Origin of the sequence: Pseudoroseomonas cervicalis (genome assembly GCF_030818485.1) — a bacterium.
GTDB lineage: Bacteria > Pseudomonadota > Alphaproteobacteria > Acetobacterales > Acetobacteraceae > Pseudoroseomonas > Pseudoroseomonas cervicalis_A.
Map to the genome: position 1 here is coordinate 2109097 of NZ_JAUTAJ010000004.1, position 25497 is coordinate 2134593.

Here is a 25497-nt window from a genome sequence, read left to right on the forward strand (position 1 = left end):
ATTTTAAGGTATCTTCTTTTTCTGAAGAAAAAGAAGCAAAAAGACTTCTTTCCGTTTGATGTCCCGCCTCAGGCCTGAATCGGGACGCCAAACTGGTAAAAGTTTTTTGGTTCTTTTTTTCAAAAAAGAACATCTTTGTTGTCTTCTCCCGGCGTTGCCAGCCTCCCCCCGGCCGTCCATGTAACGGGCAACGTTCCGGAGACTTCCCCCCGTGATTGCCTCTTCCCGCCCACGCGGGCATTTCCACACCCTGCTGACCCTTGCCCCCTATCTCTGGCCGAAAGGCGAGACGGGGCTGCGCGCGCGGGTCGTCATCGCGCTGGTGCTGATGGTGCTGGCCAAGGGCGCCAATGTGCTGGTGCCGATCGTCTATGCCCGCGCGGTGGATGCGCTGGGCCCCAAGGGCGGCACCACCGCCGCCATCGCCACCGTGCCGGTGGCGCTGGTGCTGGGCTATGGCCTGCTGCGCATCACCTCCTCCTGGATGGCGGAGCTGCGCGACGCCGTCTTCACCCGGGTGCAGGCGCGCGCCGGGCGCGTCATCGCGCTGCAGGTGTTCCGCCACCTGCATGCGCTCTCCTTGCGCTTCCATCTGGACCGGCAGACCGGCGGCATGAGCCGGGTGATCGAGCGCGGCACGCGCGGCATCAACTTCGTGCTCGACTTCATGCTGTTCAACATCGTCCCCACTTTGATCGAGATCCTGCTGGTGGCGGCGATCCTGTGGGGCATGTTCGACGCGTCCTTCGCGCTGGTCACGCTGCTGACCATCGGGCTCTATATCGGCTTCACCCTGGTCTTCACCGATTGGCGCCTGCGCTTCCGCCGCGCCATGAACGAGATGGACCAGGAGGCCAACACCAAGGCCATCGACAGCCTGCTGAACTACGAGACGGTCAAGTATTTCGGCAATGAGAAGCATGAGGAGCGCCGCTACGACGCGACGCTGGCGCGCTACGAGCAGGCCTATACCCGCTCCGAGGTGACGCTGAACTACCTCAACATGGGCCAGGCGGCGATCATCGCCGTGGGGCTGACGGCGGTGATGCTGATGGCGGCGCAGGGCGTCGCCGCGGGCCGCATGTCGGTGGGCGATTTCGTGCTGGTGAACACCTACCTGATCCAGCTCTATCTGCCGCTGAACTTCCTGGGCTTCGTCTATCGCGAGCTGAAGCAGGGGCTCGTCGACATGGAAGCCATGTTCACCCTGATGCGGGAGAAGCAGGAGGTGGCGGATGCGCCCGGCGCGCAGCCTTTGGCCGCCGGCCCCGGCGAGCTGGTGTTCGAGGATGTGCGCTTCGGCTACCGCCCCGACCGTACCATCCTCAAGGGTGTCTCCTTCACCGTGCCGGCGGGGCGGACGCTGGCCATCGTCGGGCCGACGGGGGCGGGCAAATCCACCATCTCCCGCCTGCTGTTCCGCTTCTACGACCCGCAAGCGGGCCGCATCCTGCTGGATGGCCAGCCGATCGGCGCGGTGACGCAGGAGAGCCTGCGCCAGGCGATCGGCGTGGTGCCGCAGGACACGGTGCTGTTCAACGACACCATCCGCTACAACATCGCCTATGGCCGCCCCGATGCCGAGCCGGAGCTGATCGAGGCCGCCGCCCGGCTGGCCCAGGTGCATGATTTCGTCATGCGCCTGCCGGAGGGCTACGACACCCGGGTCGGCGAGCGCGGGCTGAAGCTCTCGGGCGGCGAGAAGCAGCGCGTCGCCATCGCGCGCACCATCCTGAAGGATCCGCGCGTGCTGATCCTGGACGAGGCGACCAGCGCCCTCGACACCCGCACCGAGCAGGAGATCCAGGCGGCGCTGAAGCGCGTCTCCACCGGCCGCACCACGCTGGTGATCGCGCACCGCCTCTCCACCGTGGTCGATGCGGATGAGATCATCGTGCTGCAGGACGGCCAGATCGCCGAGCGCGGCGGCCATGCCGAGCTGATGGCCCGGGACGGGCTCTACGCCCAGATGTGGCGCCGCCAATCCGAGGCGGTGGCCGCCGCCGAGGCCGCCGCGGCGGCGCAGGAGGCGGCGCGCGCCGCCGGCGTGGAACCGGGCGCCAAGCCCGCCAACCCGCCGAGCTGAGGCCAGGCGCCACCCGCACCGGCCCGGCGCCCTGGCGCGGCGGGACCGGTGCCATTTTACAACATGACAAAATGGAAAGTTTCCCGGGGGTTTTGCCGGACCCTCATCCTGACTATGTGACCGGACCGTATCAGGAGGGCACCAGATGCAACTCGATCCGCAGGGGGTGGCCCCGGAGGACCTCAGCCACGCCGGTTCCGTCGTGGACAAGGCCATCGAATACATGATCGAGCAGAAGATCGCGCCGATCTCCATCGCCTCCGCCCTGCTGGGCGGCGCGCTGGGGCTGATGGCGCGTTCGATGCGCGACGAGTCGATCGCCAATGTGCTGCGCAGCGCCCTCGCCTCGGTCGAGGCGGGCGAGCTGTCGGAGATGCGGCAATCCGCGCCGCAGCCGGGCTCCGGCAGCATGTGACGCGGCGGGCGGCCGCGCCCGGCCTGCCGGGCGGCCGCCCCAGGGGGGGGCAGCGCCCTGGGGGGCGGGTTTTGCGCCGCAGAATCCTTGACTCTCCCCCGGGGCCGCGCCATACGCCCCGTCTGTTTTTCATCTTGGGTGTGCGGTGCTTGCCGCGACCCTGATCGTCCTTTGAAGGGTAGCGCCATGGCTCGCCGTTGCGGCATCACCGGCAAGGGCGTGCTGACGGGCAACAACGTCAGCCACGCCAACAACAAGACGCGTCGCCGGTTCCTCCCGAACCTGCAGGAGACCTCGTTCTTCTCCGACGTGCTCGGCACCTCCGTGCAGATCCGCCTGTCGACCAACGGCATCCGCACCGTGGAGCACAATGGCGGGCTGGACTCGTTCCTGCTCGGCACCCCCGACCGCAAGCTGCCGGCCGAGGCGCTGGTGCTGAAGCGCCGCATCTCCAAGGCGCAGGAGAAGAAGGCCGCCGCCGCCGCGGCCGCCTGATCCTTCGGGACGCTGCCGGCGGCCCCGCCGCCGGATGAGACAACGCGCCATGCCCCGCATGGCGCGTTTTTTCATGCCCTGCCGCCAGCGCGGCCCGGGGCCCGCCACTCCGGCGGCGGTTTTTTCTCGATTTCGTGCGCTGGCTTTACCTTTGCTTAACCGGCATGGCCGAGCATCGGCACATGTCTCAATTTTTGTCCGTCTCCTTCGGCCTCCTGCCCTGCCTCGCCGGCGCTGCCTTCTGGCAGTGGCGCCGCCGCCGGCAGGCCGAGACGCGCGCCACCCGGGTGGAGGCGGCGCTGGCCGAGCGCGGCCGGCAGCTCGATCTCTTCGCGCAGGAGCTGCACGGGCTCGGCCTGACGCTGATGGGCGAGGCCGGGCGCGAGCAGCGGCTGGAGCGGCAGGCGCGGGCACTGCTCGGCCTCGCCGCCGATGTGCATGACACCGCCGGGGCCCAATCCGGCCCGCGCGTGCTGAAGGAGGAGCGCATCGCCCTCGGCCCGGTGCTGCAGGAGGCGATCGAGCAGGTCTCGCTGGCCCTCGCCCCCGGCCGGCGGCAATGGTGCGTGGCGCCGGAGCTGCGCCAGGCATCGCTGCTGGCCGATCCGCGGGCGCTGCGCGGCGCGCTGCGCCAGGTGCTGACCCGCGCCGTGCGCCACAGCCGCGATGGCGACCCGATCGCGCTGCAGCTGGTGCGCAGCGACGAGACCATCGCCATCGTGGTGGAGGATGAGGGCGCCGGCCTGCCGGCCGAGGATCTGTCGATGCTGGGCCGGCATTCCGGCACGCGCGGCCTCGGCCTCGGACTGCTGGTGGCGCGCCAGCTGCTGCACGCGCATGAGGGCGAGCTGACCATCGAGGCGGTGCAGGGCATCGGCGCGCGCACCTGGATGACCCTGCCGCGCCACCGGCTGCTGGCCGCCGAGCCGGCCTGAAGGCGGGTGCGGGGGACCCTGTCCCCTGCTGGGGGAGTCTGAGGGGGCAAAGCCCCCTCAGGTCACATGCCTAGTCGTCGAAGGGCAGCCCGACATAATTCTCCGCCAGCGCCGTGGCCGCGGCGCGGGAGGTGCGGACGAAGTCGAGATCGGCCAGGTGGATGCGCTGCTCGAAGGGCGTCTCCGCCGCGTTCCGGTGCAGCATGGTGGTCATGTACCAGGAGAAGCGCTCGCCCTTCCAGACGCGGCGCAGCGCGGTGGCGCTGTAGCGCGCCAGCGCCTCGCCATCATTGCGGCGATACTTCGCTTCCAGCGCGCGGGACAGCACCAGCACATCGGCCACCGCCAGGTTCAGCCCCTTGGCGCCGGTCGGCGGCACGATATGCGCGGCATCGCCCGCCAGGAACAGCCGGCCATGCTGCATCGGCTCGCAGACGAAGCTGCGCAGCGGGATGATGCCCTTCTGGAAGATCTCTCCCTGCCGCAGCTGCCAGCCATCCTCGGTGGCCAGCCGCGCCTGCAGCTGGTCCCAGATGCGGGCATCGGACCAGTTGGCGATGTCGTCCTGCGGGTCGCACTGGATGTACATGCGCTGGATCTCGGGCGAGCGCGTGGACAACAGGGCAAAACCCTCGCCCTGATTGGCGTAGATCAGCTCGTGCCAGGAGAGCGGCGCGCGCGCCAGGATGCCGAGCCAGCCGAAGGGGTAGACCTTCTGGTATTCGGTGCGGGCGGCGGCGGGAATGGCCTGCCGCCCCGGCCCGTGGAAGCCGTCGGCGCCGACGATGTAGTCGCAATCCAGCCGCTGCGCCTCGCCCCCTGGCCCGTCGCGCCAGGTCAGGTAGGGCCGGTCGGTGTCGACATCATGGATCGCGGTCCCGGCCACACCGAACAGGATCTCGCCGCCATCGGCCAGCCGCGCGGCGATCAGATCCTTCAGCACCTCGTGCTGGGCATAGACCGTCACCTTTTTGCCGCCGGTCAGCTCCTCCATGTCCAGATGCAGGCGCTGGCGGTTCCATTGCAGGGTGATGCCGGTGTGGAAATGCCCCTCGCGCCGCATCCGTTCGCCGAGCCCCATCTGGTGCATCAGCTCGGTCACCCAATGCTCCAGCACGCCGGCGCGGATGGTGCCCTCCACCTCCGCCCGGCTGCGGCTTTCCAGGATGACGCTGTCGATGCCGGCGCGGTGCAGCAGATGCGCCAGGAACAGCCCGGCCGGACCGCAGCCGACGATGCCCACCCGGGTGACGCGGCGCTGCGTGCTGCTCATGGACTTTTCCCTCCTCCAATCCGTCTTGGCCGCAGGATATCCAGGCGCCGCAACGCTCCGGAATGGACGGAAGGGCGGATTTCCGGCACTTTTCCGCCATGCAGCTGGTGCCCCGTTTCTTCCTGTATGGCGAGGCCGAGGATGCGGCGGAGAGCCGCTTCCTGCATATCGAGACCATTCCCGCGCGCAGCCGCCCGCATGGCTGGCGCATCGCGCCGCACCGGCATCCCGGCCTGCTGCAGCTGCTGCTGGCGACCCGCGGCGGCGGCCTGGTGCAGTTCGACGGCGCCGAGCATGGCTTCGCCGCCCCTGCCCTGCTGCTGCTGCCGCCCTCGGTGATCCATGGCTTCGCCTTCCGCCCCGGCACGGATGGCTGGGTGCTCAGCATCGCCCTGCCCTATGCGGCGGAGCTGCTGGCCGAGGACAGCCTGCCGGAGGAGGCGGCGCTGCTGCCGCTGGACCGCGCCGCGCTGCTGCGCCACCGCGTGCTGCGCCGCTTCGCCGAGCTGGCCGAGGAATTCCGCGGCAGCCGCCCCGGCCGCGCCGCGGCGCTGTCGGCGCAGCTGCGGCTGGTGCTGCTGGCCCTGGCCCGGCTGCGCGCCGAGCGGCCGGACGCCGCCATTCCCACCGCCCCGGATGTGCTGCTCTTCGCCCGCTTCCGCGCCCTGGTGGAGCAATGGTACCGCGAGGATCGCGCCCTGGCGGAGTATCGCCGCGCCCTCGGCCTGTCGGAGAAGAAGCTGGCGGCGCTGTGCCGCGAGCATGCCGGGCGCAGCCCGCTGCAGCTGATCCATGCGCGCAAGCTGGTGGAGGCGCGGCGCAGCCTGCGCTACGGCACCCAGTCGGTGGCGGAGATCGCCTATGGGCTGGGCTTCCGCGACCCGGCCTATTTTTCGCGGTTCTACCGCCGGCTGACCGGAGAGGCGCCGCGCCGGCCGCGCGGCGCCGCGCCCGGGACCGATTCCATGCGGGCCGCGCCGAGTCGCGCATAGTTCAACGGGCTGGCGCGCTGGTGAGACGACAGGGCGGGCCGGGCGCGAAACATTGGCCTCCCCCCGGGAGACGCCATCCATGACGCAGCCTGCCCCCCGCCCCCCTGCCCTCCGCCGGGCCCGCCTGGCCCTGCCAAGTCTGGTTCTGCCCGGCCTGGCCCTGCTCGGCCTGGCCTGCGGCAGCGCGCTGCCGGCGCAGGCGCAGCCAGGCATGGCGCCCGCCGAGGCGCCGGCCGGCCGGCCGGGCGAGGGCCTGGCGCCCAGCCCCTCCCAATCCCCCGCCCCGGGCGGCGGCACGCCGCTGCGCAAGGACGCGCCCGCGCCCAGCCCGGCGCCCGCCCCGGCGCCGCCGGCGCCGCCCTCCCCCGGCGGCCAGGCCGCGCGGCCGGCCCCGCCCGCCCTGCCGCCCAACGATGCCGATATCGACAAGGCCGCCGCCGTCGCCACCGCGGCGCAACGCGGCATCGAGGCGGCGCGCGCGCTGGAGCGGCTGCACCCCGAGGCGGGCAGCGCGCCGCCCAGCCTGGCGGACCCGCAGGCGGCGCCGCTGCTGCGCCGGCTCTTCGACAGCGAGGCGGTGGTGGCGCTGCGCCCGGTGGGCCAGGTCTCCGGCCCGGCGCTGGCCGCCTGGAGCGAGGCCGGGCAGAAGGTGCTGGCGCGCTACGCCGCGCAGCTGCGCGACCCGGCGACGCGCGGCGCCGCCGCCCTGGCGCTGCAGGAGGAGATCACCCTCGCCACCGTCTTCGTCTTCCGCATCAGCGCCACGCTCTTCGCCCCCGCCATGGCGCGCGCCGCCGCCAACCCGGCGCAGGGCGATGCGGTGCTGGCGCGGCTGTCACGCGCCTCGGCGCAGAGCATCGGCGGCATGCTGACCATCCTCAGCGATCGCGGGCTGGAGGTGGAGAATGCGCGGCCGATCGCCGCCGCCCTGGCCGCCGATGTCCCGCTGCTGCGCCCGGCCCTGTCGACCGAGGCGCGGCTGCCGCTGGTCGCCCGCACCGCCGCGCTGATGGTGCAGCTGCAGGACGAGGCTGTGCGGAGCGATCTGCGCAGGCTACAGGAGCAGCTGCGCGAAGGCGGGTGAGGCCGGACCCCGCCGACGCGCATCCGCTCTGCTGCTGACGAGGCCTTGCCGCATGCCGCTGTCCACCCGGCACCATGCTTCCCATGACATCTTCCTGCTGCGCGACGGGCTGTTCGAGGCTCCACCGGATGTAGTGCTGCACACGCGGGGCAGCGCCCCGGGCGGCGAGGAGAAGGCGGCGCCGGATGGGCTCGGCCGCACCGTGCTGCAGCTGCCGGTGAACTGCTTCCTGCTGCGCGGCCCGACCGGGCTGACCCTGGTCGATGCCGGCTGCGGCTCCGCCTGGGGCGAGGGCTTCGGCGGCGCCCGCACGGCGCTGGCGCGGCTCGGCGTGGCGCCGGAGGCGATCGAGCGGGTGCTGCTGACGCATCTGCACAGCGACCATGTGCTGGGGCTGTTCGAGGGCGAGGCGGCCTATTTCCCGCGCGCCGAGATCTGGCTGCCGCGCAGCGACCTGGCCTTCTTCACCGATGCGGCGGAGCGCGCCCGCCTGCCCAAGGCGCGCCAGGGCGGCTTCGAGCTGGCGGCGCGGCTGGAACGGCTCTGCCCCCGGAAGCTGCGCCCGGTCGGCCCCGGCCCCGTGCTGCCGGGGATCGAGGCGCTGCCGCTGCCCGGCCACACGCCCGGCCATACCGGCTATCTGCTGGGCGACCTGCTGCTCTGGGGCGATGCGCTGCACCTGGCCGAGCTGCAGCCGGCCGATCCGGATATCGGCATGGCCTTCGACCTCGACCCCCTGGGTGCGGCGGCGACGCGCCACGCCCTGCTGCGGCGCTGCGCGGCCGAGGGCTGGGTGGTGGCCGGGTCGCATATCGAGGGTTTCCGGCGCGTCGAGAGCGCCGGCTGCGCCTGGAAGCTCTGCCCGGCCTGAGCCGCCTCCCCGCCGCGGAGCGGTCGGCCGAAACCCCGCCGAGACGCTGCCGCGGGGCGGCCTCCCGAAAGCCCGGGCGCAGCGCGCCCGCCTGACAGAAAAACAGAAAAACGGCGGGGCCCGCACCCCGCCGCGCCGCGCCTCACATATCGAAAAAGACGGTCTCGCCCTCGCCCTGCAGGCGGATCTCGAAGCGGTAGGTGGGCAGGCCCTGCCCCTCGACCTTGCGGCCGATCAGCGTGGCGCGGCGCCCGACCTGCTCGACGCAGCGCAGCACCGGGTCCGCCTCCAGCGCCGCCGCATCCTCGGGGAAGTACATGCGGGTGTGCAGGTGGATGTTGATGCCGCGCGCGAAGACCAGCAGCGAGACATGCGGCGCCTGCTTGCGGCCGTCGCGCCAGGGCACGGCGCCGGGGCGGATGGTCTCGAAGAACCATTCTCCCGTGGCCGCATCGGCGGCCGCGCGGCCCCAGCCGGAGAAGCCCTGGGCGTTGTGGCGCCCCTCGGCATCGGCCTGCCACAGCTCCAGCAGCGCGTCGCGCACCATGTGGCCGGAGCCGTCGATCACCACCCCCTCGATGCGGATGCGCTCGCCCGGGCCGGTGATCAGATGCGGCTGTTCCTGGGTGCGGATCTCGAGCCCGGCGAAGGCCGGCAGCGTGCCGATATGCACATAGGGGCCGCCGGTCTGGCTCGGCGTTTCCTGCAGATGCTGCACGGGCATGGTCACATCCCCTCCGGCTGGGTCTCGAAGAAGGTCTGGCGGCGGCCGCGCAGCACGATGTCGAAGCGATAGGCCAGCGCGTCGAAGGGCACGCTGTGGTTCATGTCGAGCTTCGCCACCAGCCGCTCCCGCGCCGCTGCATCCGGCAGGGTGCCGAGGATCGGGCAGAGGCCGATCAGCGGGTCGCCCTCGAAATAGAGCTGGCTGACCAGGCGCTGGACGAAGGCATCGCCGAACAGCGAGAAATGGATATGCGCCGGCCGCCAGTCGCTGCCGTGGTTGCGCCAGGGATAGGGGCCGGGGCGCACGGTGCGGAAGAAGTAGTTGCCGTCGCCATCCGTCATGCAGCGCCCGGCGCCACCGAAATTCGGGTCGAGCGGCGCCAGATAGGCGTCGTTCTTGTGCCGGTAGCGGCCGCCGGCATTGGCCTGCCACACCTCGATCAGCGTGTTGCGCACGGGGCGCGCATTCTCGTCCAGCACCTTGCCGAAGACGATGATCCGCTCGCCGATCGCCTCGCCATCCTTGGCATAGTTGCGGATCAGGTCGTTCTCCAGCGGCGCCAGGATGTTCGCGCGGAACACCGGCCCGGTGTTCTCCCCCGGCCCCGGCTCGACCGAGACCAGGGCGCAGCGCGGGCTGCGCAGCACGCTGGTCTTGTATTGCGGCGTGTAGGCGGGCGGATGCAGGGCGCGGTTGCGCTTGATGATGTCACCCGGCTCGGGCATGGCGTTTCCTCCGCCGGGCGGCAGGGCCCGGTCCGCCGCAGCATGCCGTGCCCGCTTGCATGAAGGAACCGGGGAAGTAGCATGCGATGCATGAACGGCATCGATGCTTTGGCGCTGGATGGGCACGCGCTGCGCCTGTTCCTGGCGGTGCTGGAGGAAGGCTCGGTCACCGCGGCGGCCAGCCGGCTCGGCCTCAGCCAGTCGGCGGCCAGCCATGGGCTGATCCGGCTGCGCGCCCTGCTGGGCGACCCGCTTTTCGTCAAATCCGGCCGCGGCATCACCGCCACCCCGCAGGCCCGGGCGCTGGCCGGCCCGGCCCAGGCGCTGCTGGACGGGCTGCAGGCGCTGGCCCGGCCGCAGAGCTTCGCCCCCGCCACCGCCCGGCTGTCGCTGACCATCGCCGCCAATGACTTCCAGCGCGACCTGCTGCTGCCGCGTTTCCATGCGCGCATCGCGGCGCAGGTCGCCGATCTCAGCCTGAAGGTGGTGCCCTCCGGCGCGCCCGGCGCCGCTTTGCTGCGCGAGCGCGGCTGCGACCTGGTCATCACCCCGATCCCGCCCGCCGGCACCGACATCCTGCGGCGGCGGCTGCTCTCCGACCGCTTCGCCTGTTTCTACGACCCGGAATGCCGCGCCGCGCCGCGCACAGCGGAGGACTATCTCGCCGCTCGCCACATCACCGTGGTGCATCCCGAGGGCGAGGCGCTGGAATTCGACAAGCGGCTGGAGGCGGAGGGCATCCATCGCGACATCGCGCTGCGCCTGCCGGATTTCACCGGCATCGCCGCCTTCCTGCGCGGCAGCGCCATGCTCGCCACCCTGCCCGGGCTGCTGCGGCATGCGGCGCTGTCCGGCTTCGCCGGCGTGCCGGTGCCGCTGCCCCTGGCCGATGGGCGGCTGGACGCGCTGCCGCTGCACATGGCCTGGCACCGGCGCGACCAGCAGGATGCGCGCCATGCCTGGCTGCGCGCGCAGCTGCTGCAGGTGGCGGCCGAGACGCCGCGCGGGAGCGCAGCGTGAAGCGCGGCCCGGCGGCGCGCGACCTGCTGGGCGGCCTGTCGCGCGGCCTGGCGGTGATCGAGGCCTTCGACGCCACCCGGCCGCGCGCCAGCATCGCCGACATCGCCCGCGCCACCGGCCTGACCCGCGCCGCGGCGCGGCGCTGCCTGCTGACGCTGGCCGAGCTCGGCTATGCCGAGGGCGATGGCCGCCATTATTGGCTGACGCCGCGCGTGCTGCGGCTCGGCGGCGCCTGGCTGTCCAGCGCCACCCTGCCGGAGCTGCTGCAGCCGCAGCTGGACGCGGTGCGGGAGGCGACGGGGGAGAGCTGCTCCGCCGCCATCCTGGACGGGACGGAGGTGGTCTATGTGGCGCGCGCCGCGGCGCGGCGGATCATGTCGATCAGCCTCGGCGTCGGCAGCCGGCTGCCGGCGCATTGCACGGCGCTGGGGCGGGCCCTGCTCTCCGCCCTGCCGGAGGGGGCGCTGGAGCAGCATATCGCCGCCCTGACGCCGGAGGCGCTGACCAGCCACACCCGCACCAGCCGCGCCGGGATCCGCGCCGCCATCGCCGAGGCCCGCGCCCAGGGCTATGCGCTGGTGGATGAGGAGCTGGAGATCGGGCTGCGCTCGCTGGCCGTGCCGGTGCGCGACCAGCGCGGCCGCTGCGTCGCCGCCATCAATATCGGCGTGCAGACGGCCCGCGCGCCGGAGCCGGTGCTGCAGGAGCGGCTGCTGCCGGCGCTGCTGGCGGCGGCGGCCGAGCTGCGCCGGGTGATCCCGGGCTGAGCGATCGGCGCTTCTCCCCGGCTGCGGCGGGCCCTAAGCAGGCGGCATGACCGCGCCGCTGCAGATCCTCCTCGCCAGCTACAATGGCGCCGCCTGGCTGCCGGAGCAGCTGGCCAGCCTCGACGCGCAGGCGGCCGCGCCGGACTGGCGGCTGCTGTGGCGCGATGATGGCTCCAGCGATGCCAGCGCGGCGATCCTGGCCGCGCATCCGCGCGCGCGGCAGGTGCCGGGCGGGGCCCATGGGGAATCGGGGCGGCTCGGCCCCGGCCCGGGTTTCCTGGCGCTGCTGGCGGCGGCGCCGGAGGATGCGCCGGCCTATGCCTTCTGCGACCAGGACGATGTCTGGCTGCCGCACAAGCTGGCCAGCGCCTGGGGCTGGATCGCGGCGCAGCCGGCGGAGCGGCCGGCGCTGTACTGCGCCCGGCAGCAATTGGTGGATGCGGCGCTGAACCCGATCGGCCTGTCCCCCGACGCGCCGCGCCCGCCCGGCTTCGGCAATGCGCTGGTGCAGAACATCGCCACTGGCTGCACGGTGATGCTGAACCCGGCGGCGCGGCGGCTGATCCTGGCGGCGCCGCCGATGCCGGCGGCCTCGATGCATGATTGGTGGGCCTATCTGCTGGTCAGCGGCGCCGGCGGCGCGCTGCGCTTCGATCCGCGCCCGGCCCTGCTCTACCGCCAGCATGGGCGCAACAGCGTGGGCGCCAGCGGCGCCGACCTCGCCCGCGCGCGGGGCGCGCTGCGGCGCGGCGCCACGCGCTTCCTCGACACGCTGGAGGCGCATCGCGCGGCGCTGGCCGGGGCCGGGCCGCTGCTGGTGCCGCAGGCGCGCCAGGCGCTGGCGGCGCTGGCCCCGCTGCGCGGCGCCGGGCCGCTGCAGCGGCTGCGTCTCGCCCGCCGCGCCGGCCTCTACCGCCAGCGGGCGGTGGAGGATTGGGCGCTGCGGGGCATGCTGCTGCTGGGCTAGGGGGCGGCGCCGCGGCCCCCGGCGTGGCGCGCCTCGGCCGCCGCGTAGCAGTCGAGATAGGCGGCGGCGACCCGCTCCATGCCATAGGCCTCGCCCAGCGCCGCGGCGTCGCGGCCGAAGCCGGCGCGGGTGGGCTCGTCGGCCATGGCCAGCATCGCCTCGGCCAGCGCCTCGGCGAAGGCGCCATCCTCCGGCTCGGCCGGCAGCACCAGCCCGGCGCGGCGCCCCTCCTGCAGCAGCATGCCGCGGATCTCGCCGACATCGGTGGCGATCACCGGCCGGCCCACCTGCATCGCCTGGATCAGCCCCAGCGGATGCGATTCGCCGGCGAAGCGCGTCGGCAGGATGACGACATCGGCCAGCCGGTACAGGCCGTGGATGCGCTCCTGGAAGCCCAGCAGATGCACACCGGGCGGCAGCTCCGGCAAAGCGCGCAGCCGGTCGGCCTCCGGCCCCTCCCCCGCCAGCAGCAGCCGCAGCCGGCGCGGGCTGCGCGGCTGGGCGCGGCGCAGCGCCTCCACCGCGATGCCCCAGCCCTTGTCGGGAATGGCGCGCGAGGCGAGCGCGAAGACCAGCTCGTCCTCGCCGATGCCGAGCGCCGCGCGGTCCTGCGGGAAGGGCCGGTCGTCGAGGGCCATGCCGTTGGGGATGCGGCGCACCGGCACCTGCCGCTCCGCCCCCCCCAACTGCTGCAAATTGCGCGGCGTCAGATAGACGAAACAGTCGACACCGCGCGCCAGGCGCTGGCGGAAGCCCTCCTCCATCGCGGTGAATTCGTAGGAGCCGTGCAGGGTGACGACATAGGGCACCGGCGGCGGCGCCTCGCCGGCCAGGAACAGATGCTCGCCGCCGACGAAATGCGAATGGATCAGCGTCACCCCGGTCTCGGCCAGGAAACGCTCCGGCCCGGCCCGGCGGACATCCTCGGCGTGGTAGACGGCGACGCGGCGGTCGAGCTGGGCGCGCACCTGCGGGTTCCAGTCATGCGGCATCAGCGCCAGCATCGACACGACATGGCCCTGTTGCACCAGCGCATTGGCCAGGTGGATCGGCACCATCTCGCCGCCGCCGAGATAGAAGCCCAGCGTCACCATCAGCACATGCCGCGTCTCGCGCGGGGCGGCCAGCGCCGCATTGCTGTCGAACACGGCGGAGAGGCTGCCGAGCGCGGCGGCGGCGCCGGCATGGCCGAACTGCGCCTCCAGCTGGGTGTGGAACCGCTCCACCGTCGCCTCGGGGATGCCGAAGCGGCGGCGCAGCGCCAGCAGCAGCCTTGCATGCTCGCGGTAATAGCCCTCGGTGGTGAAGCTGCCGGCCGAGGTGTTCTGCCCGTGCTGGCGGAAATAGCTGACCGCCTGCGGCTCATAGGCGATGCGGCCGCCGCGCGAGAGGGTGGCGTAGAGGAACCAGTCGCCGAGGATGCGGTAGGTCGCGGCCTCCTGCCACACCGCCTCCTCCACCGGCTGGTTGCGGATCAGGCAGCCGCCGACATTGGCGATCAGGTTGGAGACGCCGAAGCCGCCATCGAACCAGGCCTTGGCCGGGCGGCTGACCGGGCGGCCGCACAGGCCGGGCTCGGCCCGCTCGCGATAGGCGTCGAGCCCGTCATAGGGCCGCCCTTCGGCATCGGCGAACTGGATGCGGCCGAAGCCCAGCAGCACGCTCTCATCGGTGAAGACCGGCACCAGCCGCTCGAGGAAGCGCGGATCGGCGAAATCATCGCTCTCGCAGATCCAGATCAGCTCGCCCTTCGCCTCGGCGACGCCGCGGCGCCACTGGCGGAAGACATTGCCGGAATTGGCCTCGTTCAGCACGGCGCGGATGCGGCCGGGATGCGCCTCCGCATAGCGCCGGATCACCGCGGCGCTGTCATCGGTCGAGGCGTCGTCGAGCAGGATCACCTCGATGTTGCGGTAGCGCTGGCCGAGGATGCTGTCGATGCGCTGCGGCAGGAAGCGCGCATGGTTGTAGTTGGGCACGATGACGCTTACCAGCGGCTGGTAGTCGCGGCTGAAGCGGCGGCGCGCCCGCAGATGCCGCAGCCGGTGGCTGGCATGGTAGAGGCTGCGCAGCATGGCGCGGCCCCGGCGGCGCAGCCCGGGGAAGCGCGACAGCGCCGCGCGCAGCGGCGCCGAGGCGCGCCAGAAGGTGCTGCTCTCGATCGCCAGGCCGCGCTGGCGCAGCTGCTCGGTGCGGCGGGTGGCGATCTCGGCCAAGCGGGTCTGCTCGGCCAGCTGCTGGCGCAGCTCGGCCTCGCGCCGCGGCCAGTCGGCCTCCTGCGATGGGGGCTGCCCCGCACCGGCCGGCCCTGGTGCCGGCTGGTTCTGGCTGGAAGGCGATGATGCCGGCTGGTTCTGGCTGGCCGGCGATGATGCCGGCTGGCACAGGCTGGCCGGCAGCGGCGGCAGCGGCGCGTCGGAGGCCAGCACCAGCCCCTGCCCGCGCTCCGGCGCCGCGGCGTCCGGCATGGCCTCCGCCGCCTGGCGCAGCCAGCGCAGCTCGGCGGGCGCCTCCGGCAGCAGCAGGCTGCCCGCCACCGCGTGCTGGCCGAGCACGGCGACCTGGGCGAAGAGCGGCCGCAGCGCCGCCTGCAGCGGCGCCACCGCGCCGCCCAGCAGCAGCAGCCCGCCCGGCGCCAAGGCGCGGCGCAGGGCGGCGAGCGCCTCGGCCCCCGCCGGCGCATCCTCCAGGCAGAGCAGCAGCTCGGCCTCGCCCTCGGGCAGGGCCTGGGCAGGAAGGGCGGCGCCGGCCGGCCAGGGCAGCGCGCGCAGGGCGGCGGCCTGGCCGTCCAGCAGCCGCGCCGCCGCCCCGGGGTCGGGGCCCAGCGCCAGCACGCGGCGGCCCGCCGCCAGCTCGCGCGCGAACCACCAGCGATGCAGCCGCTCCAGCGAAACCGTCCGTTCCCCCACCTCCGGCCCCGAAACCCCGCCGGAACTGCCTACCACCATGCACCACCTCAAATGCGCGGCGGCAGGGGCCGCCGCGCTGTCCGTCCTGAACCGGGTCCTGTAGCGCAGCCCGGCCATGCCGCCCATGGAGGGCGCCCTGCCTCTCCGCGAATGAGAGACACCGCGCAAGGAAACCGGAAATCGTGGCATAAACCGGGCCGGGCCGCGGAGTTGCACGGCCAAGCCCAGGTTTCTCGCCGCCCCGGGCCGGCGCGTTGTGCGCATAGCGCACGCGATTGCCGCCACCGCCCGGCGCGACCTAGTCTCGGCCACCGGCCGTCCAGGGCCGGGCGGGCCGCCCCGGGACCGCTCCGGCGACCGGCCCCAGGCAGCCCCAGGGCAGTGAGGAAGCGCATGATCAACAAGATCGTCCGAGACATGGCCGCGGCGATGGAGGGCGTCGCCGATGGCGCCACGGTGCTGGTGGGCGGCTTCGGCTCGGTCGGCCAGCCGGACGCGCTGATCGACGGGCTGATCGAGCACGGCGCCAAGGATCTGACCATCGTCGCCAACAATGCCGGCGCCGGGCGTGTCGGGCTGGCGCGGCTGATGGAGCTCGGGCGGGTGCGCAAGATCATCTGCTCCTTCCCGCGCAGCGCCGGCTCGGTGGTGTTCGAGGAGCTGTACAAGGCCGGGAAGATCGAGCTGGAGATCGTGCCGCAGGGCACGCTGGCCGAGCGCATGCGCGCCGCCGGCGCCGGGGTGCCGGCCTTCTACACGCCGACCGGCTACGGCACGCTGCTGACCGAGGGCAAGCCCTCGGCCGAGTTCGGCGGCACGATGTGCGTGCTGGAACACGCCCTGCCGGGCGATGTGGCGCTGGTGCAGGCCTACAAGGGCGATCGCTGGGGCAACCTCACCTATCGCCGCTCGGGCCGCAACTTCAACCCGGTGATGGCGATGGCGGCGAAGCTGACCATCGCCCAGGTCGACGAGATCGCGCCGCTCGGCACGCTGGATCCGGAGGAGGTGGTCACCCCCGGCATCTTCACCGACCGCGTCATCCACCTGCCGCACGCCGCCTGAGGAGGATCCGAGCATGAGCGAGACCGCTTTCACGCCGCTGGCCCGCAAGGACATGGCGCGCCGCGTGGCGCAGGACATTCCCGAGGGCTGGTATGTCAATCTCGGCATCGGCATCCCGACGCTGGTGGCCGATTTCGTGCCCGCCGGGCGCGAGGTGGTGTTCCATTCCGAGAATGGCGTGCTGGGCATGGGCCCGGCGCCGGCGCCGGAGGATGCCGATCCCTGGCTGATCAATGCCGGCAAGCAGCAGGTGACGCTGGTGCGCGGCGGCGCCTATGTGCACCACGCCGACAGCTTCGCGATGATCCGCGGCGGGCATCTCGATCTCTGCGTGCTCGGCGCCTTCGAGGTGGCGGAGAATGGCGATGTCGCCAATTGGGCGACCTCGGCCAATGACACCGCGCCGGCCGTGGGCGGCGCGATGGACCTCGCCGCCGGGGCCAAGCGGCTCTGGGTGGTGATGGAGCACACCACCAAGGAGGGCGCGCCGCGCCTGGTGCGCCGCTGCGGCTATCCGCTGACCGCCATGGGCGCGGTGCGGCGGGTCTACACCAACCTCGCCGTGCTCGATGTGACGCCCGAGGGCTTCGCGGTGGTCGAGATGGTGCCGGGGCTGACGCTGGAGGCGCTGCAGGCCCGCACCGACGCCCCGCTGCGCCTGGCCAAGCCTGGAGAGAGTGCCTGAGATGCGTGACGCTTTCATCTGCGACGCCGCCCGCACGCCGATCGGCCGCTATGCCGGGGCGCTGGCCCCGGTGCGGGCCGACGATCTCGGCGCCATTCCGATCAAGGCGCTGATGGCGCGCCATCCCGACCTGGACTGGGCGGCGCTGGACGATGTGGTGTTCGGCTGCGCCAACCAGGCGGGCGAGGACAATCGCAATGTCGCGCGCATGTCCAGCCTGCTGGCCGGGCTGCCGGACAGCGTGCCGGGCAGCACGGTGAACCGGCTCTGCGGCTCGGGCATGGACGCCACCGGCATCGCCGCGCGCGCCATCAAGTCGGGCGAGGCGGAGCTGATGCTGGCCGGCGGCGTCGAGAGCATGACGCGCGCGCCCTTCGTGCAGGGCAAGAGCGCCGAGGCCTTCGGCCGCGCCGCCGAGATCTACGACACCACCATCGGCTGGCGTTTCGTCAACCCGCTGATGAAGGCGCAGTATGGCGTCGATTCCATGCCGGAGACGGCGGAGAATGTCGCCGCCGACTTCCAGATCTCCCGCGCCGACCAGGATGCCTTCGCCTATCGCAGCCAGCAGCGGGCCAAGGCGGCGCAGGCGGCCGGGCGGTTCGCGCGCGAGATCGTCCCGGTCGAGATCAAGCGCCGCAAGGGCGAGCCCTTGATCGTGGCGCAGGACGAGCATCCGCGCCCGGAGACGACGCTGGAGGCGCTGGCGAAGCTGCCCACCCCGTTCCGCAAGGAAGGCGGCAGCGTGACGGCCGGCAATGCCTCGGGCGTCAATGACGGGGCCTGCGCCATCCTGCTGGCGAGCGCGGAGGCCGCGTCGCGGCATGGTCTGACGCCGCGCGCCCGGGTGGTGGCCAGCGCCACCGCCGGGGTGCCGCCGCGCATCATGGGCTTCGGCCCTGCGCCTGCGGTGCGCCGCGTGCTGGACAAGGCCGGGCTGTCGCTGTCGCAGATGGACGTCATCGAGCTGAACGAGGCGTTTGCCGCGCAGGCGCTGGCGGTGACGCGCGATCTCGGCCTGCCGGATGACGCAGAGCATGTGAACCCGAATGGCGGCGCGATCGCGCTCGGCCATCCGCTGGGCATGTCGGGGGCGCGGCTGGTGCAGACGGCGGTGGAGGAGCTGCATCTGCGCCAGGCGCGTTATGCGCTGGTGACGATGTGCATCGGCGTCGGCCAGGGCATCGCCATGATCCTCGAGCGCGCCTGATTTTTTTTCAGTTTGCGTCCCGCCTCAGGCCAGAGGCGGGACGCCAGACCGGAAGAAGTTTTTTGGTTCTTTTTTGCAAAAAAGAACGTCTGTGCTTTCGTCGAAAAAGGATGGCCGTTTCCGCCCCCCGATTGTACGAACCGGATAGTCCAAGGGGAGCGATCCGGCCGATGGGGGAGAGCAAGGCGCCGCGCGCGCGGGATGCCGAGCAGACGCGGCGCAACATCCTGGACGCCGCCATCGCCGAATTCGCCGCCAAGGGGCTGTCGGGCGCGCGGGTGGATGAGATCGCGGCGCGCACCCACACCACCAAGCGGATGATCTACTACTACTTCTCCAGCAAGGAGCAGCTTTTCGCCGCGGCGCTGGAGGAGATGTATGCCGGCATCCGCAGCGCCGAGCATGCGCTGCAGCTGGAGGGGCTGCCGGCCGAGGCGGCGATGCGCCGCCTGGTGGAGACGACCTTCGACTATCACGCCGACCATCCGGAATTCGTCCGGCTGGTCAGTGTCGAGAACATCCATGAGGCGGCGCATATCGGCCAGTCGGCGACGCTGCGCGGCCGCAATGACGCGGTGGTGGGGCTGATGCGCGGCCTGCTGTCGCGCGGCGAGGCGGAGGGGGTGTTCCGCGCCGGCGTCGATCCGCTCGACCTGCATATCCTGATCAACGGGCTGTGCTTCCACCGCGTCGCCAACCGGCACACGCTGGGGGCGATCTTCGGCGTGGACCTTTCGGCGCCGGAGCGGCGGGCGGCGCAGCGCGCCATGGTGGCCGAGGCGGTGCTGCGCTACCTGCGGCGGGAGGGCTGAGCCCTCCCCTCGCCCAGGATCAGGCGGCTGCCATCATGCGCTGGAAGTGGCGCAGCATGCGCTCCGCATCCGGCTCCGCCCCGGTGAACAGGCGGAAGGCGCCGACCGCCTGGAACACCGCCATGCCGCCGCCATCGACCACGCGGCAGCCACGGGCGCGGGCGGCGCGCAGCAGCGCGGTCTCCAGCGGCACATAGACCACTTCGGCCACCCAGAGGCCGGGATGCAGCAGCTCCTCCGGCAGCGGCAGGCCGGGATATTTCGCCATGCCGGTGGGGGTGGCGTGGATCAGCCCCTGGGCGTCCCGCATCGCCGCCGCGATGTCGGTGGCCGCCCGCGCCCGCCCGGCGCCGAAATGCGCGTTGAGCTGGGCGGCCAGCGCCTCGGCCCGCTCGGCATCGCGGTCCAGCAGCGTCAGCCGGCCGGTGCCGAGGCTCAGCGCGGCATGGGCCACCGCCGCCCCAGCCCCGCCGGCGCCGAGCTGCACCACCTCGCCCATCGCGGCATCCGGCAGGCCGCGGCGGAAGCCTTCGGCGAAGCCGGAATGGTCGGTGTTGTGGCCGATGCGGCGGCCGCCGCGCAGCACCACCGTGTTCACCGCGCCCAGCGCCCGGGCATCGGCCGAGACCTCATGCAGCAGCGGCAGCACCGCCTGCTTGCAGGGATGGGTGATGTTCAGCCCGGCGAAGCCCAGCGCCTCGGCCAGTTCCAGCAGGCGCGGCAGGGAATCGACGCCGCCGCCCAGCACATCCAGGTCGAACAGCCGGTAGAGGTAGCGGAAGCCCTGCGCCGCCCCTTCCGCCTCATGCAGCGCGGGGGAGCGCGAGGCCTGGATGCCGCTGCCGATCAGGCCGACCAGGAAGGCGGGCGGCAGCGTTTCGGCGGCGCTTTGGGGGCGGGGAAAGGCGGCGGTCATGGGCGGTCCTCAGGGGTCTTGGCCGGCCGGCGGCGGCGGCGATTCCGGCTTGTCGGCTTAATGTACTATCTGGTACGTACAGCACCAAGCAAGACAACGTCCAGCAGGGCCAGAGGCCCTCGGCCCCAGGAGGAAATCATGGAATTCACCCGCCGCCGCCTCACCGCCGGGCTCGGCCTGCTGGCCGCCGCCGGCGCGCTGCGCAGCGCCCCCGCCGGCGCCCAGTCGGGGGGGCAGGCCTTCCCCAGCCGCCCGATCACCCTGGTGGTCGCCTGGGCCCCCGGCGGCTCCACCGATTTCGTGGCGCGTGTCCTGGCGCAGCAGCTGACCAAGGAGCTCGGCCAGCAGGTGGTGGTGGAAAACCGCCCCGGCGCCAGCGGCACCATCGGCCATGCCTCGGTGGCCCGCGCCCGGCCGGATGGCTACACCCTGCTGCTCGGCGTCAACTCCACCTTCGCCATGGCGCGGCACCTGTTCCCGAACCGCGGCTATGATGATGAGCGCGGCTTCACCGGCATCGGCAAGGTGGCGACCACGCCGATCTTCCTCTGCGCCAACAACAATCTCGGCGTGCGCGATGTCGCGGGCTTCGTGGCGCTGGCCAAGCAGCGCCCGGGCAAGATGAGCTACGCCTCCTCCGGCGCCGGCTCCTCCGCCCATCTGGCGACCGAGCTGTTCCTGCGCGAGACCGGCATCGAGGTGCAGAATGTCAGCTACCGCGGCGGCGCCCCCGCCGTGCAGGCGCTGATCGCCGGCGAGGTCGAGATCGCCTTCGTCGACGCCGTCACCGCCCTGCCGCTGCTGGCGGCCAAGCAGGTGACGCCGCTCGGCGTCAGCAGCCGCGCCCGCAACCCGCTGGCGCCGGACGTGCCGACCATCGCCGAGGCCGGCCTGCCCGGCTATGAATGCGCCTCGGAATTCGCCATCCTGGCGCCGGCCGGCACGCCGGCGGATGTGGTCGCCCGCCTCTCCAGCGCCACCGCCGCCACCATGCAGGCGCAGGAAGTGCTCGACCGGCTGAAGCAGAATTCGATCTTCCCCGATTACGGCACCGCGGAGGCCTGGCCGGCCTACCTCACCGAGGAAAGCCGGAAATGGGGCGAGGTGATCCGCTCGCGCGGGATCACGCTCGAGTAAAAAAGAAAGCTGCGGGGGAAAAGTATTCCCCCGCGCCCCCTTCCTTTCTGTCAGGGCCAGCCTCCTCCGTCGGCTGGCGGCAGCACTGGCCCTGAGCGACCCCGTCACCACCAGACAGCGGCAGCCCGAAAAAAAGATGCGGACGATAGCGACGGTGTGCTTGAGCGGGGATCTGCCGGACAAGCTGGAGGCGGCGGCCTCGGTCGGCTTCGACGGCGTCGAGATCTTCGAGAACGACCTGCTCACCTTCAACGGCTCGCCCGCCGAGCTGCGCCGCATGGCCGCCGATCTCGGCCTGGCCATCCCGCTCTTCCAGCCCTTCCGCGATTTCGAGGCGATGCCGGAGCCGGCGCGCCGCCGCAACCTCGACCGCGCCGAACGCAAATTCGATGTCATGCAGGCGCTCGGCACCGATCTCGTGCTGGTCTGCAGCAACACCCAGCCCGCCTGCATCGACGACCCCGCCCGCGCCGCCGCCGATCTGCGCGAGATGGCGGAGCGCGCCGCCCGCCGGGGCCTGCGCGTCGGTTTCGAGGCGCTGGCCTGGGGGCGCAACACGAAGCTGTGGCGCCAGGCCTGGGACATCGTGAGCCGCGCCGACCACCCGGCGCTGGGGCTGATCGTCGATTCCTTCCACACCCTGTCGCTGAAGGATGATCCCGCCGGCATCGCCGGACTGCCCGGGGAAAAAATCTTCTTCGTGCAGCTGGCGGACGCGCCGCTCTACGACATGGATGTGCTGCAATGGAGCCGGCACTACCGCAACTTCCCCTTCCAGGGACAGCTGCCGGTCGCCGGCTTCCTGCGCGCCGTGCTGGAGTCCGGCTATGCCGGGCCGCTCTCGCTGGAGATCTTCAACGACGAGTTCCGCGCCGCCCCCGTGCGGCAGACGGCGCGCGACGGGCTGCGCTCGCTGATCCTGGTGGAGGATGCGGCGCGGCAGGACAGCGCCCCGCCGCCGGAGGCGCCGCGCAAGCTGGTGCCGGCCGCCGCCCTGCCCCCGGTGCCGCGCTGCCATGGCGTGGAGTTCCTGGAATTCGCGGTGGACGAGCCGACGCGGCAGGAGTTTGCCGGGTTCTTGGGAAGGCTGGGCTTCCGGCTGGCCGGGCGGCACCGCTCCAAGGCGGTGGAGCTGTACCGCCAGGGCGGTGTCAGCCTGGTGCTGAATGCCGAGCCGGACAGCGCCGCCTCCGGCCATTTCGAGATGCACGGCCCCTCGGTCTGCGCCATGGCGCTGGCGGTCGAGGATGCCGAGGCCGTGCTGGCCCGCGCCAATGCCCTGCTCTGCTCCAGCTGGCAGGAGCCGCGCGGCGAGGGCGAGCGCCCGCTGCCGCAGCTGCGCGCGCCCGATGGCTCGCTGCTCTGCCTGGTCGAGCACCGCCCGGGCGAGGCCGCCTCCTGGGAGGCGGATTTCCACCTGATCGAGGGGGTGGAGAGCGAATCCGGCCTGCTCTCGGTCGACCATGTGGCGCAGGCCCTGGCGCCGGGGCAGATGGACAGCTTCGTGCTGTTCTACCGCGCGCTCTTCGGCATGCAGCCCGAGGGGCTTTGGGAATTGCCGGACCCGCGCGGCCTGGTGCGCAGCCGCGCCATGGTGACGCCGGAGCGCGAGCTGCGCCTGGCGCTGAACGCCTCCGAGGCGCGGGAGACGGCGACCGGCCGCTTCGTCTCGGCGGTCGCCGGCGCCGGCGTGCACCATATCGCGCTGCTGACGCGCGACGCGGCGGCGACGGTGCGGAGCCTGCGCGCCCGCGGCGCGCCGCTGCTGCCGATCCCGGACAACTACTATGACGATCTGGAAGCGCGCTTCGGCCTGGAGCCTGCGCATCTGGAGAAGCTGCGCGAACTGCACCTGCTGCACGACCAGGATGCCGAGGGCGGCAGCTTCACCCATGCCTATACGGTGAGCTTCGCCGACCGCTTCTTCTTCGAGATCGTCGAGCGCCAGGGCGGCTACCGCCAGTTCGGCGCGCCCAATGCCGGGGTGCGCATGGCCGCCCAGGCGCGCCACGCCGCTGGGCTGCGGCGCGGCTAGACCCCGGCTAGACCGGATAGGGCGGCTGGCTGTGGCCGGCCGGGGAGAGGGTGAAGATCTCGCAGCCTTCCTCGGTCACGCCGATGCTGTGCTCGAACTGGGCGGAGAGGCTGCGGTCGCGCGTCACCGCCGTCCAGCCATCGGCCAGCACCTTCACCCCCGGCTTGCCGGCATTCAGCATCGGCTCGATGGTCAGGAACATGCCAGGGCGCAGCACCGCCCCCTCCCCCGGCCGGCCGTAATTCAGCACATCGGGCGGCGCGTGATAGCTCCGGCCGAGGCCATGGCCGCAGAAATCGCGCACCACGCTGAAGCGCTCGCCCTCGGCGTAGCTCTGCATGGCGTGGCCGATATCGCCCAGCGTCGCGCCGGGGCGCACCGCCGCGATGCCGCGCATCATCGCCTCATGCGTCGCCGCCACCAGCCGCGCCGCCAGCGTGCCGATGCGGCCCACCGCATACATGCGGCTGCTGTCGCCATGCCAGCCATCCAGGATCACCGCCAGGTCGATATTGACAATGTCGCCCTCGGCCAGGGCGCGCTCACCCGGGATGCCGTGGCAGACCACATGGTTGACCGAGATGCAGGTGGCATGGGTGTAGCCGCGATAGCCGAGCGAGGCCGGCACGCCGCCATGGTCGCGCATGAAATCATGGCAGAGCCGGTCCAGCGCCGCGCTGGTGATGCCGGGGCGCACCTCCGCCGCGATCATGTCGAGCGTCGCGGCGGCCAGCCTGCCGGCGGCGCGCATGCCGGCGAAGCCCTCCGGCCCGTGCAGCGGGATCTCGCGGGTCATGCGGTTCATCGGGACGCCCTCCTCAGGCGATTCGCAGGGTGGCGGCGCGTGGCGCCGCGGCCGGCACGGCGCCGGCCAGCAGGGCGACACCGCCATGCAGCTCATGGATCATGGCGCCGAGATGCGGCGGCAGCCCGCCGCCGGCCAGCAAGGCGGGGCGCAGCAGGGCGATCGGCCCGTCAAACACCAGGAAGCGGGCGCGGGCCAGGTCTTCCTCGGCCAGGCCTGCCTCAGCCAGGGCGTCCCCGCCGCGGCGCAGCGCCAGCCCCTGGCGGAAGGCGCCATCCAGCTCGGCCTCCAGCCGCTCCAGCGCCGCGCGCAGCGGCGCGGGGGGCGGCGTGTCCTCGAACAGCTCCACCGGCTCATGCAGCAGCAGGAAACGGGCGCGGCGCGGGTCCTCGGCGGCCCAGGGCAGGATGGCCAGCGCCGCCTCGCGCATCCGCCCCTGCCGCAGCAGCGGCGCGAGCCGCGCGACGAAGCCGCCATAGGCCTGGTTCCAGGCGGTGCCCAGGATCGCCGAGCGCGACTCGAAACGGTGATAGATGGAGCCGGTGGGCGCCCCCACCTTGCGGGCGATCGCCTGCAGCGAGGCGGCGGCGGGGCCGTGCTCGGCCACCAGGGTCATGGCGGCGTCGACGAACAGTTCGGCGGAGTAGCGGGCGGTGCGGACCATGCAATTGGAATAGTCGTTCTAGAACGCCCTGTCCAGAAACCGCCCCTCGCCTGCGGAAAATGGCCAACCCGCGGCGCATTGCGGCGTTGTCTCAGCCGGGAACGGCGCGCAGGATCGGGTGCGGGCCTGTCCCGCTTCCGGGGGCGTGTGTGCTGTGATGGCGAGAGAGGCGGAGAGGCCGGCGCCGGGCCGATTGCCGCAGGGCCTTCGGGTCTATGCGATCGGCGACGTGCATGGCTGCGCCGCCCGGCTGGCCACGCTGCACCGCCGCATCACCGAGGATTGGCAATCCCGCCCGGCCGAGCGCTGCGCCATCATCCATCTCGGCGATTATGTCGATCGCGGCCCGGACAGCGCCGCGGTGATCGAGGCGCTGCTGGGCCCCCTCCCGGTGGCGGGCGCCGAATCCGTGCTGCTGCGCGGCAATCACGAGGCGATGATGCTGGAGGGGCTGCAGGGCGGCCCCGGCTCGCTGGCCGAGGATCTCTGGCTGTGGAATGGCGGCGACGCGACGCTCGCCTCCTATGGGGCGCGCGATGCCGGCTTCGCCCCGCCAGCGGCGCATCTGGCGCTGCTGCAGGCCACCGCCCTGCAATGGCAGGCGGGCGATTATCTTTTTGTCCATGCCGGCATCGATCCGCGCCGCAGCCTGGAGGCGCAGCGCAGCCAGGACCTGCTCTGGATCCGCGAGCCCTTCCTGTCCTGGCCGCGGGCTTTTCCGATGGTTGTGGTGCATGGCCACACCCCCTGCCGGGCGCCGGAGCTGCGGCCGAACCGCATCGGCATCGACACCGGGGCGGTGGGCGGCGGCGCGCTGACCTGCCTGGTGCTGCAGGAGGCGGGGCTGCGCTTCCTCTCGGCGTGAGGGGGCGCCTTGCGCCCGCCCGCGCCACTGCGCTAGG

Annotated in this window: 24 protein-coding genes; 17 read left to right on the forward strand and 7 right to left on the reverse strand. The window is 72.4% G+C overall.

The window, feature by feature from the left end; all coding sequences use genetic code 11:
* The first annotated feature begins 211 nt into the window (after positions 1-211).
* The 4 genes from QE401_RS13735 to QE401_RS13750 all read left to right on the forward strand — a co-directional run bounded on the left by QE401_RS13735 (position 212) and on the right by QE401_RS13750 (position 3931).
* Positions 212-2086, forward strand: a complete 1875-nt coding sequence (locus QE401_RS13735) for an ABCB family ABC transporter ATP-binding protein/permease (protein WP_307138743.1) — start codon at positions 212-214, stop codon at positions 2084-2086.
* A gap of 145 nt (positions 2087-2231) precedes the next feature.
* On the forward strand, positions 2232-2501 hold the full coding sequence (locus QE401_RS13740) for a hypothetical protein (protein ID WP_307138744.1): 270 nt from the start codon (positions 2232-2234) through the stop codon (positions 2499-2501).
* Between the two features lie 186 nt (positions 2502-2687).
* Positions 2688-2996 (forward strand): 50S ribosomal protein L28, encoded by a 309-nt coding sequence (gene rpmB, locus QE401_RS13745; protein ID WP_307138745.1) that lies wholly within the window; start codon positions 2688-2690, stop codon positions 2994-2996.
* A 182-nt stretch (positions 2997-3178) separates the two neighbouring features.
* Complete coding sequence (locus tag QE401_RS13750) at positions 3179-3931, forward strand: sensor histidine kinase (protein WP_307138746.1); 753 nt, start codon at positions 3179-3181, stop codon at positions 3929-3931.
* Positions 3932-4001: 70 nt separating this feature from the next.
* Here QE401_RS13750 and QE401_RS13755 read toward each other — a convergent pair whose 3' ends face one another.
* Complete coding sequence (locus QE401_RS13755; protein WP_307138747.1) at positions 4002-5204, reverse strand: 4-hydroxybenzoate 3-monooxygenase; 1203 nt, start codon at positions 5202-5204, stop codon at positions 4002-4004.
* A gap of 98 nt (positions 5205-5302) precedes the next feature.
* Between QE401_RS13755 and QE401_RS13760 the strand changes: the two genes are divergently transcribed.
* The 3 genes from QE401_RS13760 to aidB all read left to right on the forward strand — a co-directional run bounded on the left by QE401_RS13760 (position 5303) and on the right by aidB (position 8151).
* Positions 5303-6196 (forward strand): helix-turn-helix domain-containing protein, encoded by an 894-nt coding sequence (locus QE401_RS13760; RefSeq protein WP_307138748.1) that lies wholly within the window; start codon positions 5303-5305, stop codon positions 6194-6196.
* 79 nt (positions 6197-6275) lie between these two features.
* Positions 6276-7280, forward strand: coding sequence for a hypothetical protein (locus QE401_RS13765; protein WP_307138749.1), 1005 nt, complete (start codon positions 6276-6278; stop codon positions 7278-7280).
* 52 nt (positions 7281-7332) lie between these two features.
* The gene (gene aidB, locus QE401_RS13770; RefSeq protein WP_307138750.1) at positions 7333-8151 is read left to right on the forward strand and encodes an AidB family quorum-quenching N-acyl homoserine lactonase; all 819 of its coding nucleotides are present in this window, start codon (positions 7333-7335) and stop codon (positions 8149-8151) included.
* A gap of 142 nt (positions 8152-8293) precedes the next feature.
* Here the strand turns inward: aidB and pcaG are convergent, their stop codons facing one another.
* Both pcaG and pcaH read right to left on the reverse strand, forming a co-directional pair.
* A complete protein-coding gene (pcaG, locus tag QE401_RS13775; RefSeq protein ID WP_307138751.1) occupies positions 8294-8875 on the reverse strand; it encodes a protocatechuate 3,4-dioxygenase subunit alpha in 582 nt (193 codons plus the stop codon).
* Between the two features lie 2 nt (positions 8876-8877).
* Entirely contained in the window at positions 8878-9603 is a 726-nt protein-coding gene (gene pcaH, locus QE401_RS13780) for a protocatechuate 3,4-dioxygenase subunit beta (RefSeq protein ID WP_307138752.1), read from the reverse strand.
* A 90-nt stretch (positions 9604-9693) separates the two neighbouring features.
* On the opposite strand from pcaH, the gene QE401_RS13785 reads away from it, so the two are divergent.
* From QE401_RS13785 to QE401_RS13795, 3 genes are read left to right on the forward strand one after another with little or no spacing between them, the layout of a single operon-like run.
* A complete protein-coding gene (locus QE401_RS13785) occupies positions 9694-10623 on the forward strand; it encodes a LysR family transcriptional regulator (protein ID WP_307138753.1) in 930 nt (309 codons plus the stop codon).
* The gene (locus QE401_RS13790) at positions 10620-11390 is read left to right on the forward strand and encodes an IclR family transcriptional regulator domain-containing protein (RefSeq protein WP_307138754.1); all 771 of its coding nucleotides are present in this window, start codon (positions 10620-10622) and stop codon (positions 11388-11390) included. Before QE401_RS13785 ends, QE401_RS13790 begins: the two co-directional genes overlap by 4 nt.
* Positions 11391-11436: 46 nt before the next feature.
* Positions 11437-12357 (forward strand): glycosyltransferase family 2 protein, encoded by a 921-nt coding sequence (locus tag QE401_RS13795; RefSeq protein WP_307138755.1) that lies wholly within the window; start codon positions 11437-11439, stop codon positions 12355-12357.
* On the opposite strand, the gene QE401_RS13800 is transcribed toward QE401_RS13795, so the two are convergent.
* On the reverse strand, positions 12354-15305 hold the full coding sequence (locus QE401_RS13800) for a glycosyltransferase (protein WP_307138756.1): 2952 nt from the start codon (positions 15303-15305) through the stop codon (positions 12354-12356). The two genes, QE401_RS13795 and QE401_RS13800, sit on opposite strands and share 4 nt — an antisense overlap.
* Before the next feature lie 354 nt (positions 15306-15659).
* On the opposite strand from QE401_RS13800, the gene QE401_RS13805 reads away from it, so the two are divergent.
* The 4 genes from QE401_RS13805 (at position 15660) to QE401_RS13820 (ending at position 19038) form a co-directional block, all read left to right on the forward strand.
* Entirely contained in the window at positions 15660-16331 is a 672-nt protein-coding gene (locus tag QE401_RS13805; protein ID WP_307138757.1) for a 3-oxoacid CoA-transferase subunit A, read from the forward strand.
* 13 nt (positions 16332-16344) lie between these two features.
* Positions 16345-17016, forward strand: a complete 672-nt coding sequence (locus QE401_RS13810) for a 3-oxoacid CoA-transferase subunit B (protein ID WP_307138758.1) — start codon at positions 16345-16347, stop codon at positions 17014-17016.
* A 1-nt stretch (position 17017) separates the two neighbouring features.
* Positions 17018-18226 (forward strand): 3-oxoadipyl-CoA thiolase, encoded by a 1209-nt coding sequence (pcaF, locus tag QE401_RS13815; RefSeq protein ID WP_307138759.1) that lies wholly within the window; start codon positions 17018-17020, stop codon positions 18224-18226.
* A 170-nt stretch (positions 18227-18396) separates the two neighbouring features.
* Positions 18397-19038, forward strand: a complete 642-nt coding sequence (locus QE401_RS13820; RefSeq protein ID WP_307138760.1) for a TetR/AcrR family transcriptional regulator — start codon at positions 18397-18399, stop codon at positions 19036-19038.
* A gap of 19 nt (positions 19039-19057) precedes the next feature.
* Here the strand turns inward: QE401_RS13820 and QE401_RS13825 are convergent, their stop codons facing one another.
* Complete coding sequence (locus tag QE401_RS13825) at positions 19058-19954, reverse strand: shikimate dehydrogenase (RefSeq protein WP_307138761.1); 897 nt, start codon at positions 19952-19954, stop codon at positions 19058-19060.
* A 138-nt stretch (positions 19955-20092) separates the two neighbouring features.
* Between QE401_RS13825 and QE401_RS13830 the strand changes: the two genes are divergently transcribed.
* Positions 20093-21091, forward strand: coding sequence for a Bug family tripartite tricarboxylate transporter substrate binding protein (locus QE401_RS13830; RefSeq protein WP_307138762.1), 999 nt, complete (start codon positions 20093-20095; stop codon positions 21089-21091).
* Between the two features lie 154 nt (positions 21092-21245).
* Positions 21246-23126, forward strand: a complete 1881-nt coding sequence (locus QE401_RS13835) for a bifunctional sugar phosphate isomerase/epimerase/4-hydroxyphenylpyruvate dioxygenase family protein (RefSeq protein WP_307138763.1) — start codon at positions 21246-21248, stop codon at positions 23124-23126.
* A 7-nt stretch (positions 23127-23133) separates the two neighbouring features.
* Here the strand turns inward: QE401_RS13835 and map are convergent, their stop codons facing one another.
* Together map and QE401_RS13845 are read right to left on the reverse strand one after the other, a co-directional pair.
* A complete protein-coding gene (map, locus tag QE401_RS13840) occupies positions 23134-23922 on the reverse strand; it encodes a type I methionyl aminopeptidase (protein WP_373461482.1) in 789 nt (262 codons plus the stop codon).
* A 22-nt stretch (positions 23923-23944) separates the two neighbouring features.
* Positions 23945-24595 carry a TetR/AcrR family transcriptional regulator gene (locus QE401_RS13845; RefSeq protein WP_307138765.1) on the reverse strand — a complete coding sequence of 217 codons (651 nt, stop codon included), beginning with the start codon at positions 24593-24595 and terminating at the stop codon, positions 23945-23947.
* A 193-nt stretch (positions 24596-24788) separates the two neighbouring features.
* Here QE401_RS13845 and QE401_RS13850 point away from each other — a divergent pair, with 193 nt between their 5' ends.
* Positions 24789-25460 (forward strand): metallophosphoesterase family protein, encoded by a 672-nt coding sequence (locus QE401_RS13850; RefSeq protein ID WP_307138766.1) that lies wholly within the window; start codon positions 24789-24791, stop codon positions 25458-25460.
* The last annotated feature ends 37 nt before the right edge of the window (positions 25461-25497 follow it).

What these genes read in the sequence shown, in the direction of transcription:
- QE401_RS13740 (WP_307138744.1), top strand. Translation starts at nt 2,232, where the DNA reads ATGCAACTCGATCCGCAGGGGGTGGCCCCGGAGGACCTCAGCCACGCC.
- rpmB (WP_307138745.1), top strand. Translation starts at nt 2,688, where the DNA reads ATGGCTCGCCGTTGCGGCATCACCGGCAAGGGCGTGCTGACGGGCAAC.
- QE401_RS13750 (WP_307138746.1), top strand. Translation starts at nt 3,179, where the DNA reads ATGTCTCAATTTTTGTCCGTCTCCTTCGGCCTCCTGCCCTGCCTCGCC.
- QE401_RS13755 (WP_307138747.1), bottom strand. Translation starts at nt 5,204, where the DNA reads ATGAGCAGCACGCAGCGCCGCGTCACCCGGGTGGGCATCGTCGGCTGC.
- QE401_RS13760 (WP_307138748.1), top strand. Translation starts at nt 5,303, where the DNA reads ATGCAGCTGGTGCCCCGTTTCTTCCTGTATGGCGAGGCCGAGGATGCG.
- QE401_RS13765 (WP_307138749.1), top strand. Translation starts at nt 6,276, where the DNA reads ATGACGCAGCCTGCCCCCCGCCCCCCTGCCCTCCGCCGGGCCCGCCTG.
- aidB (WP_307138750.1), top strand. Translation starts at nt 7,333, where the DNA reads ATGCCGCTGTCCACCCGGCACCATGCTTCCCATGACATCTTCCTGCTG.
- pcaG (WP_307138751.1), bottom strand. Translation starts at nt 8,875, where the DNA reads ATGCCCGTGCAGCATCTGCAGGAAACGCCGAGCCAGACCGGCGGCCCC.
- pcaH (WP_307138752.1), bottom strand. Translation starts at nt 9,603, where the DNA reads ATGCCCGAGCCGGGTGACATCATCAAGCGCAACCGCGCCCTGCATCCG.
- QE401_RS13785 (WP_307138753.1), top strand. Translation starts at nt 9,694, where the DNA reads ATGAACGGCATCGATGCTTTGGCGCTGGATGGGCACGCGCTGCGCCTG.
- QE401_RS13795 (WP_307138755.1), top strand. Translation starts at nt 11,437, where the DNA reads ATGACCGCGCCGCTGCAGATCCTCCTCGCCAGCTACAATGGCGCCGCC.
- QE401_RS13800 (WP_307138756.1), bottom strand. Translation starts at nt 15,305, where the DNA reads ATGGTGGTAGGCAGTTCCGGCGGGGTTTCGGGGCCGGAGGTGGGGGAA.
- QE401_RS13805 (WP_307138757.1), top strand. Translation starts at nt 15,660, where the DNA reads ATGATCAACAAGATCGTCCGAGACATGGCCGCGGCGATGGAGGGCGTC.
- QE401_RS13810 (WP_307138758.1), top strand. Translation starts at nt 16,345, where the DNA reads ATGAGCGAGACCGCTTTCACGCCGCTGGCCCGCAAGGACATGGCGCGC.
- pcaF (WP_307138759.1), top strand. Translation starts at nt 17,018, where the DNA reads ATGCGTGACGCTTTCATCTGCGACGCCGCCCGCACGCCGATCGGCCGC.
- QE401_RS13820 (WP_307138760.1), top strand. Translation starts at nt 18,397, where the DNA reads ATGGGGGAGAGCAAGGCGCCGCGCGCGCGGGATGCCGAGCAGACGCGG.
- QE401_RS13825 (WP_307138761.1), bottom strand. Translation starts at nt 19,954, where the DNA reads ATGACCGCCGCCTTTCCCCGCCCCCAAAGCGCCGCCGAAACGCTGCCG.
- QE401_RS13830 (WP_307138762.1), top strand. Translation starts at nt 20,093, where the DNA reads ATGGAATTCACCCGCCGCCGCCTCACCGCCGGGCTCGGCCTGCTGGCC.
- map (WP_373461482.1), bottom strand. Translation starts at nt 23,922, where the DNA reads ATGACCCGCGAGATCCCGCTGCACGGGCCGGAGGGCTTCGCCGGCATG.
- QE401_RS13845 (WP_307138765.1), bottom strand. Translation starts at nt 24,595, where the DNA reads ATGGTCCGCACCGCCCGCTACTCCGCCGAACTGTTCGTCGACGCCGCC.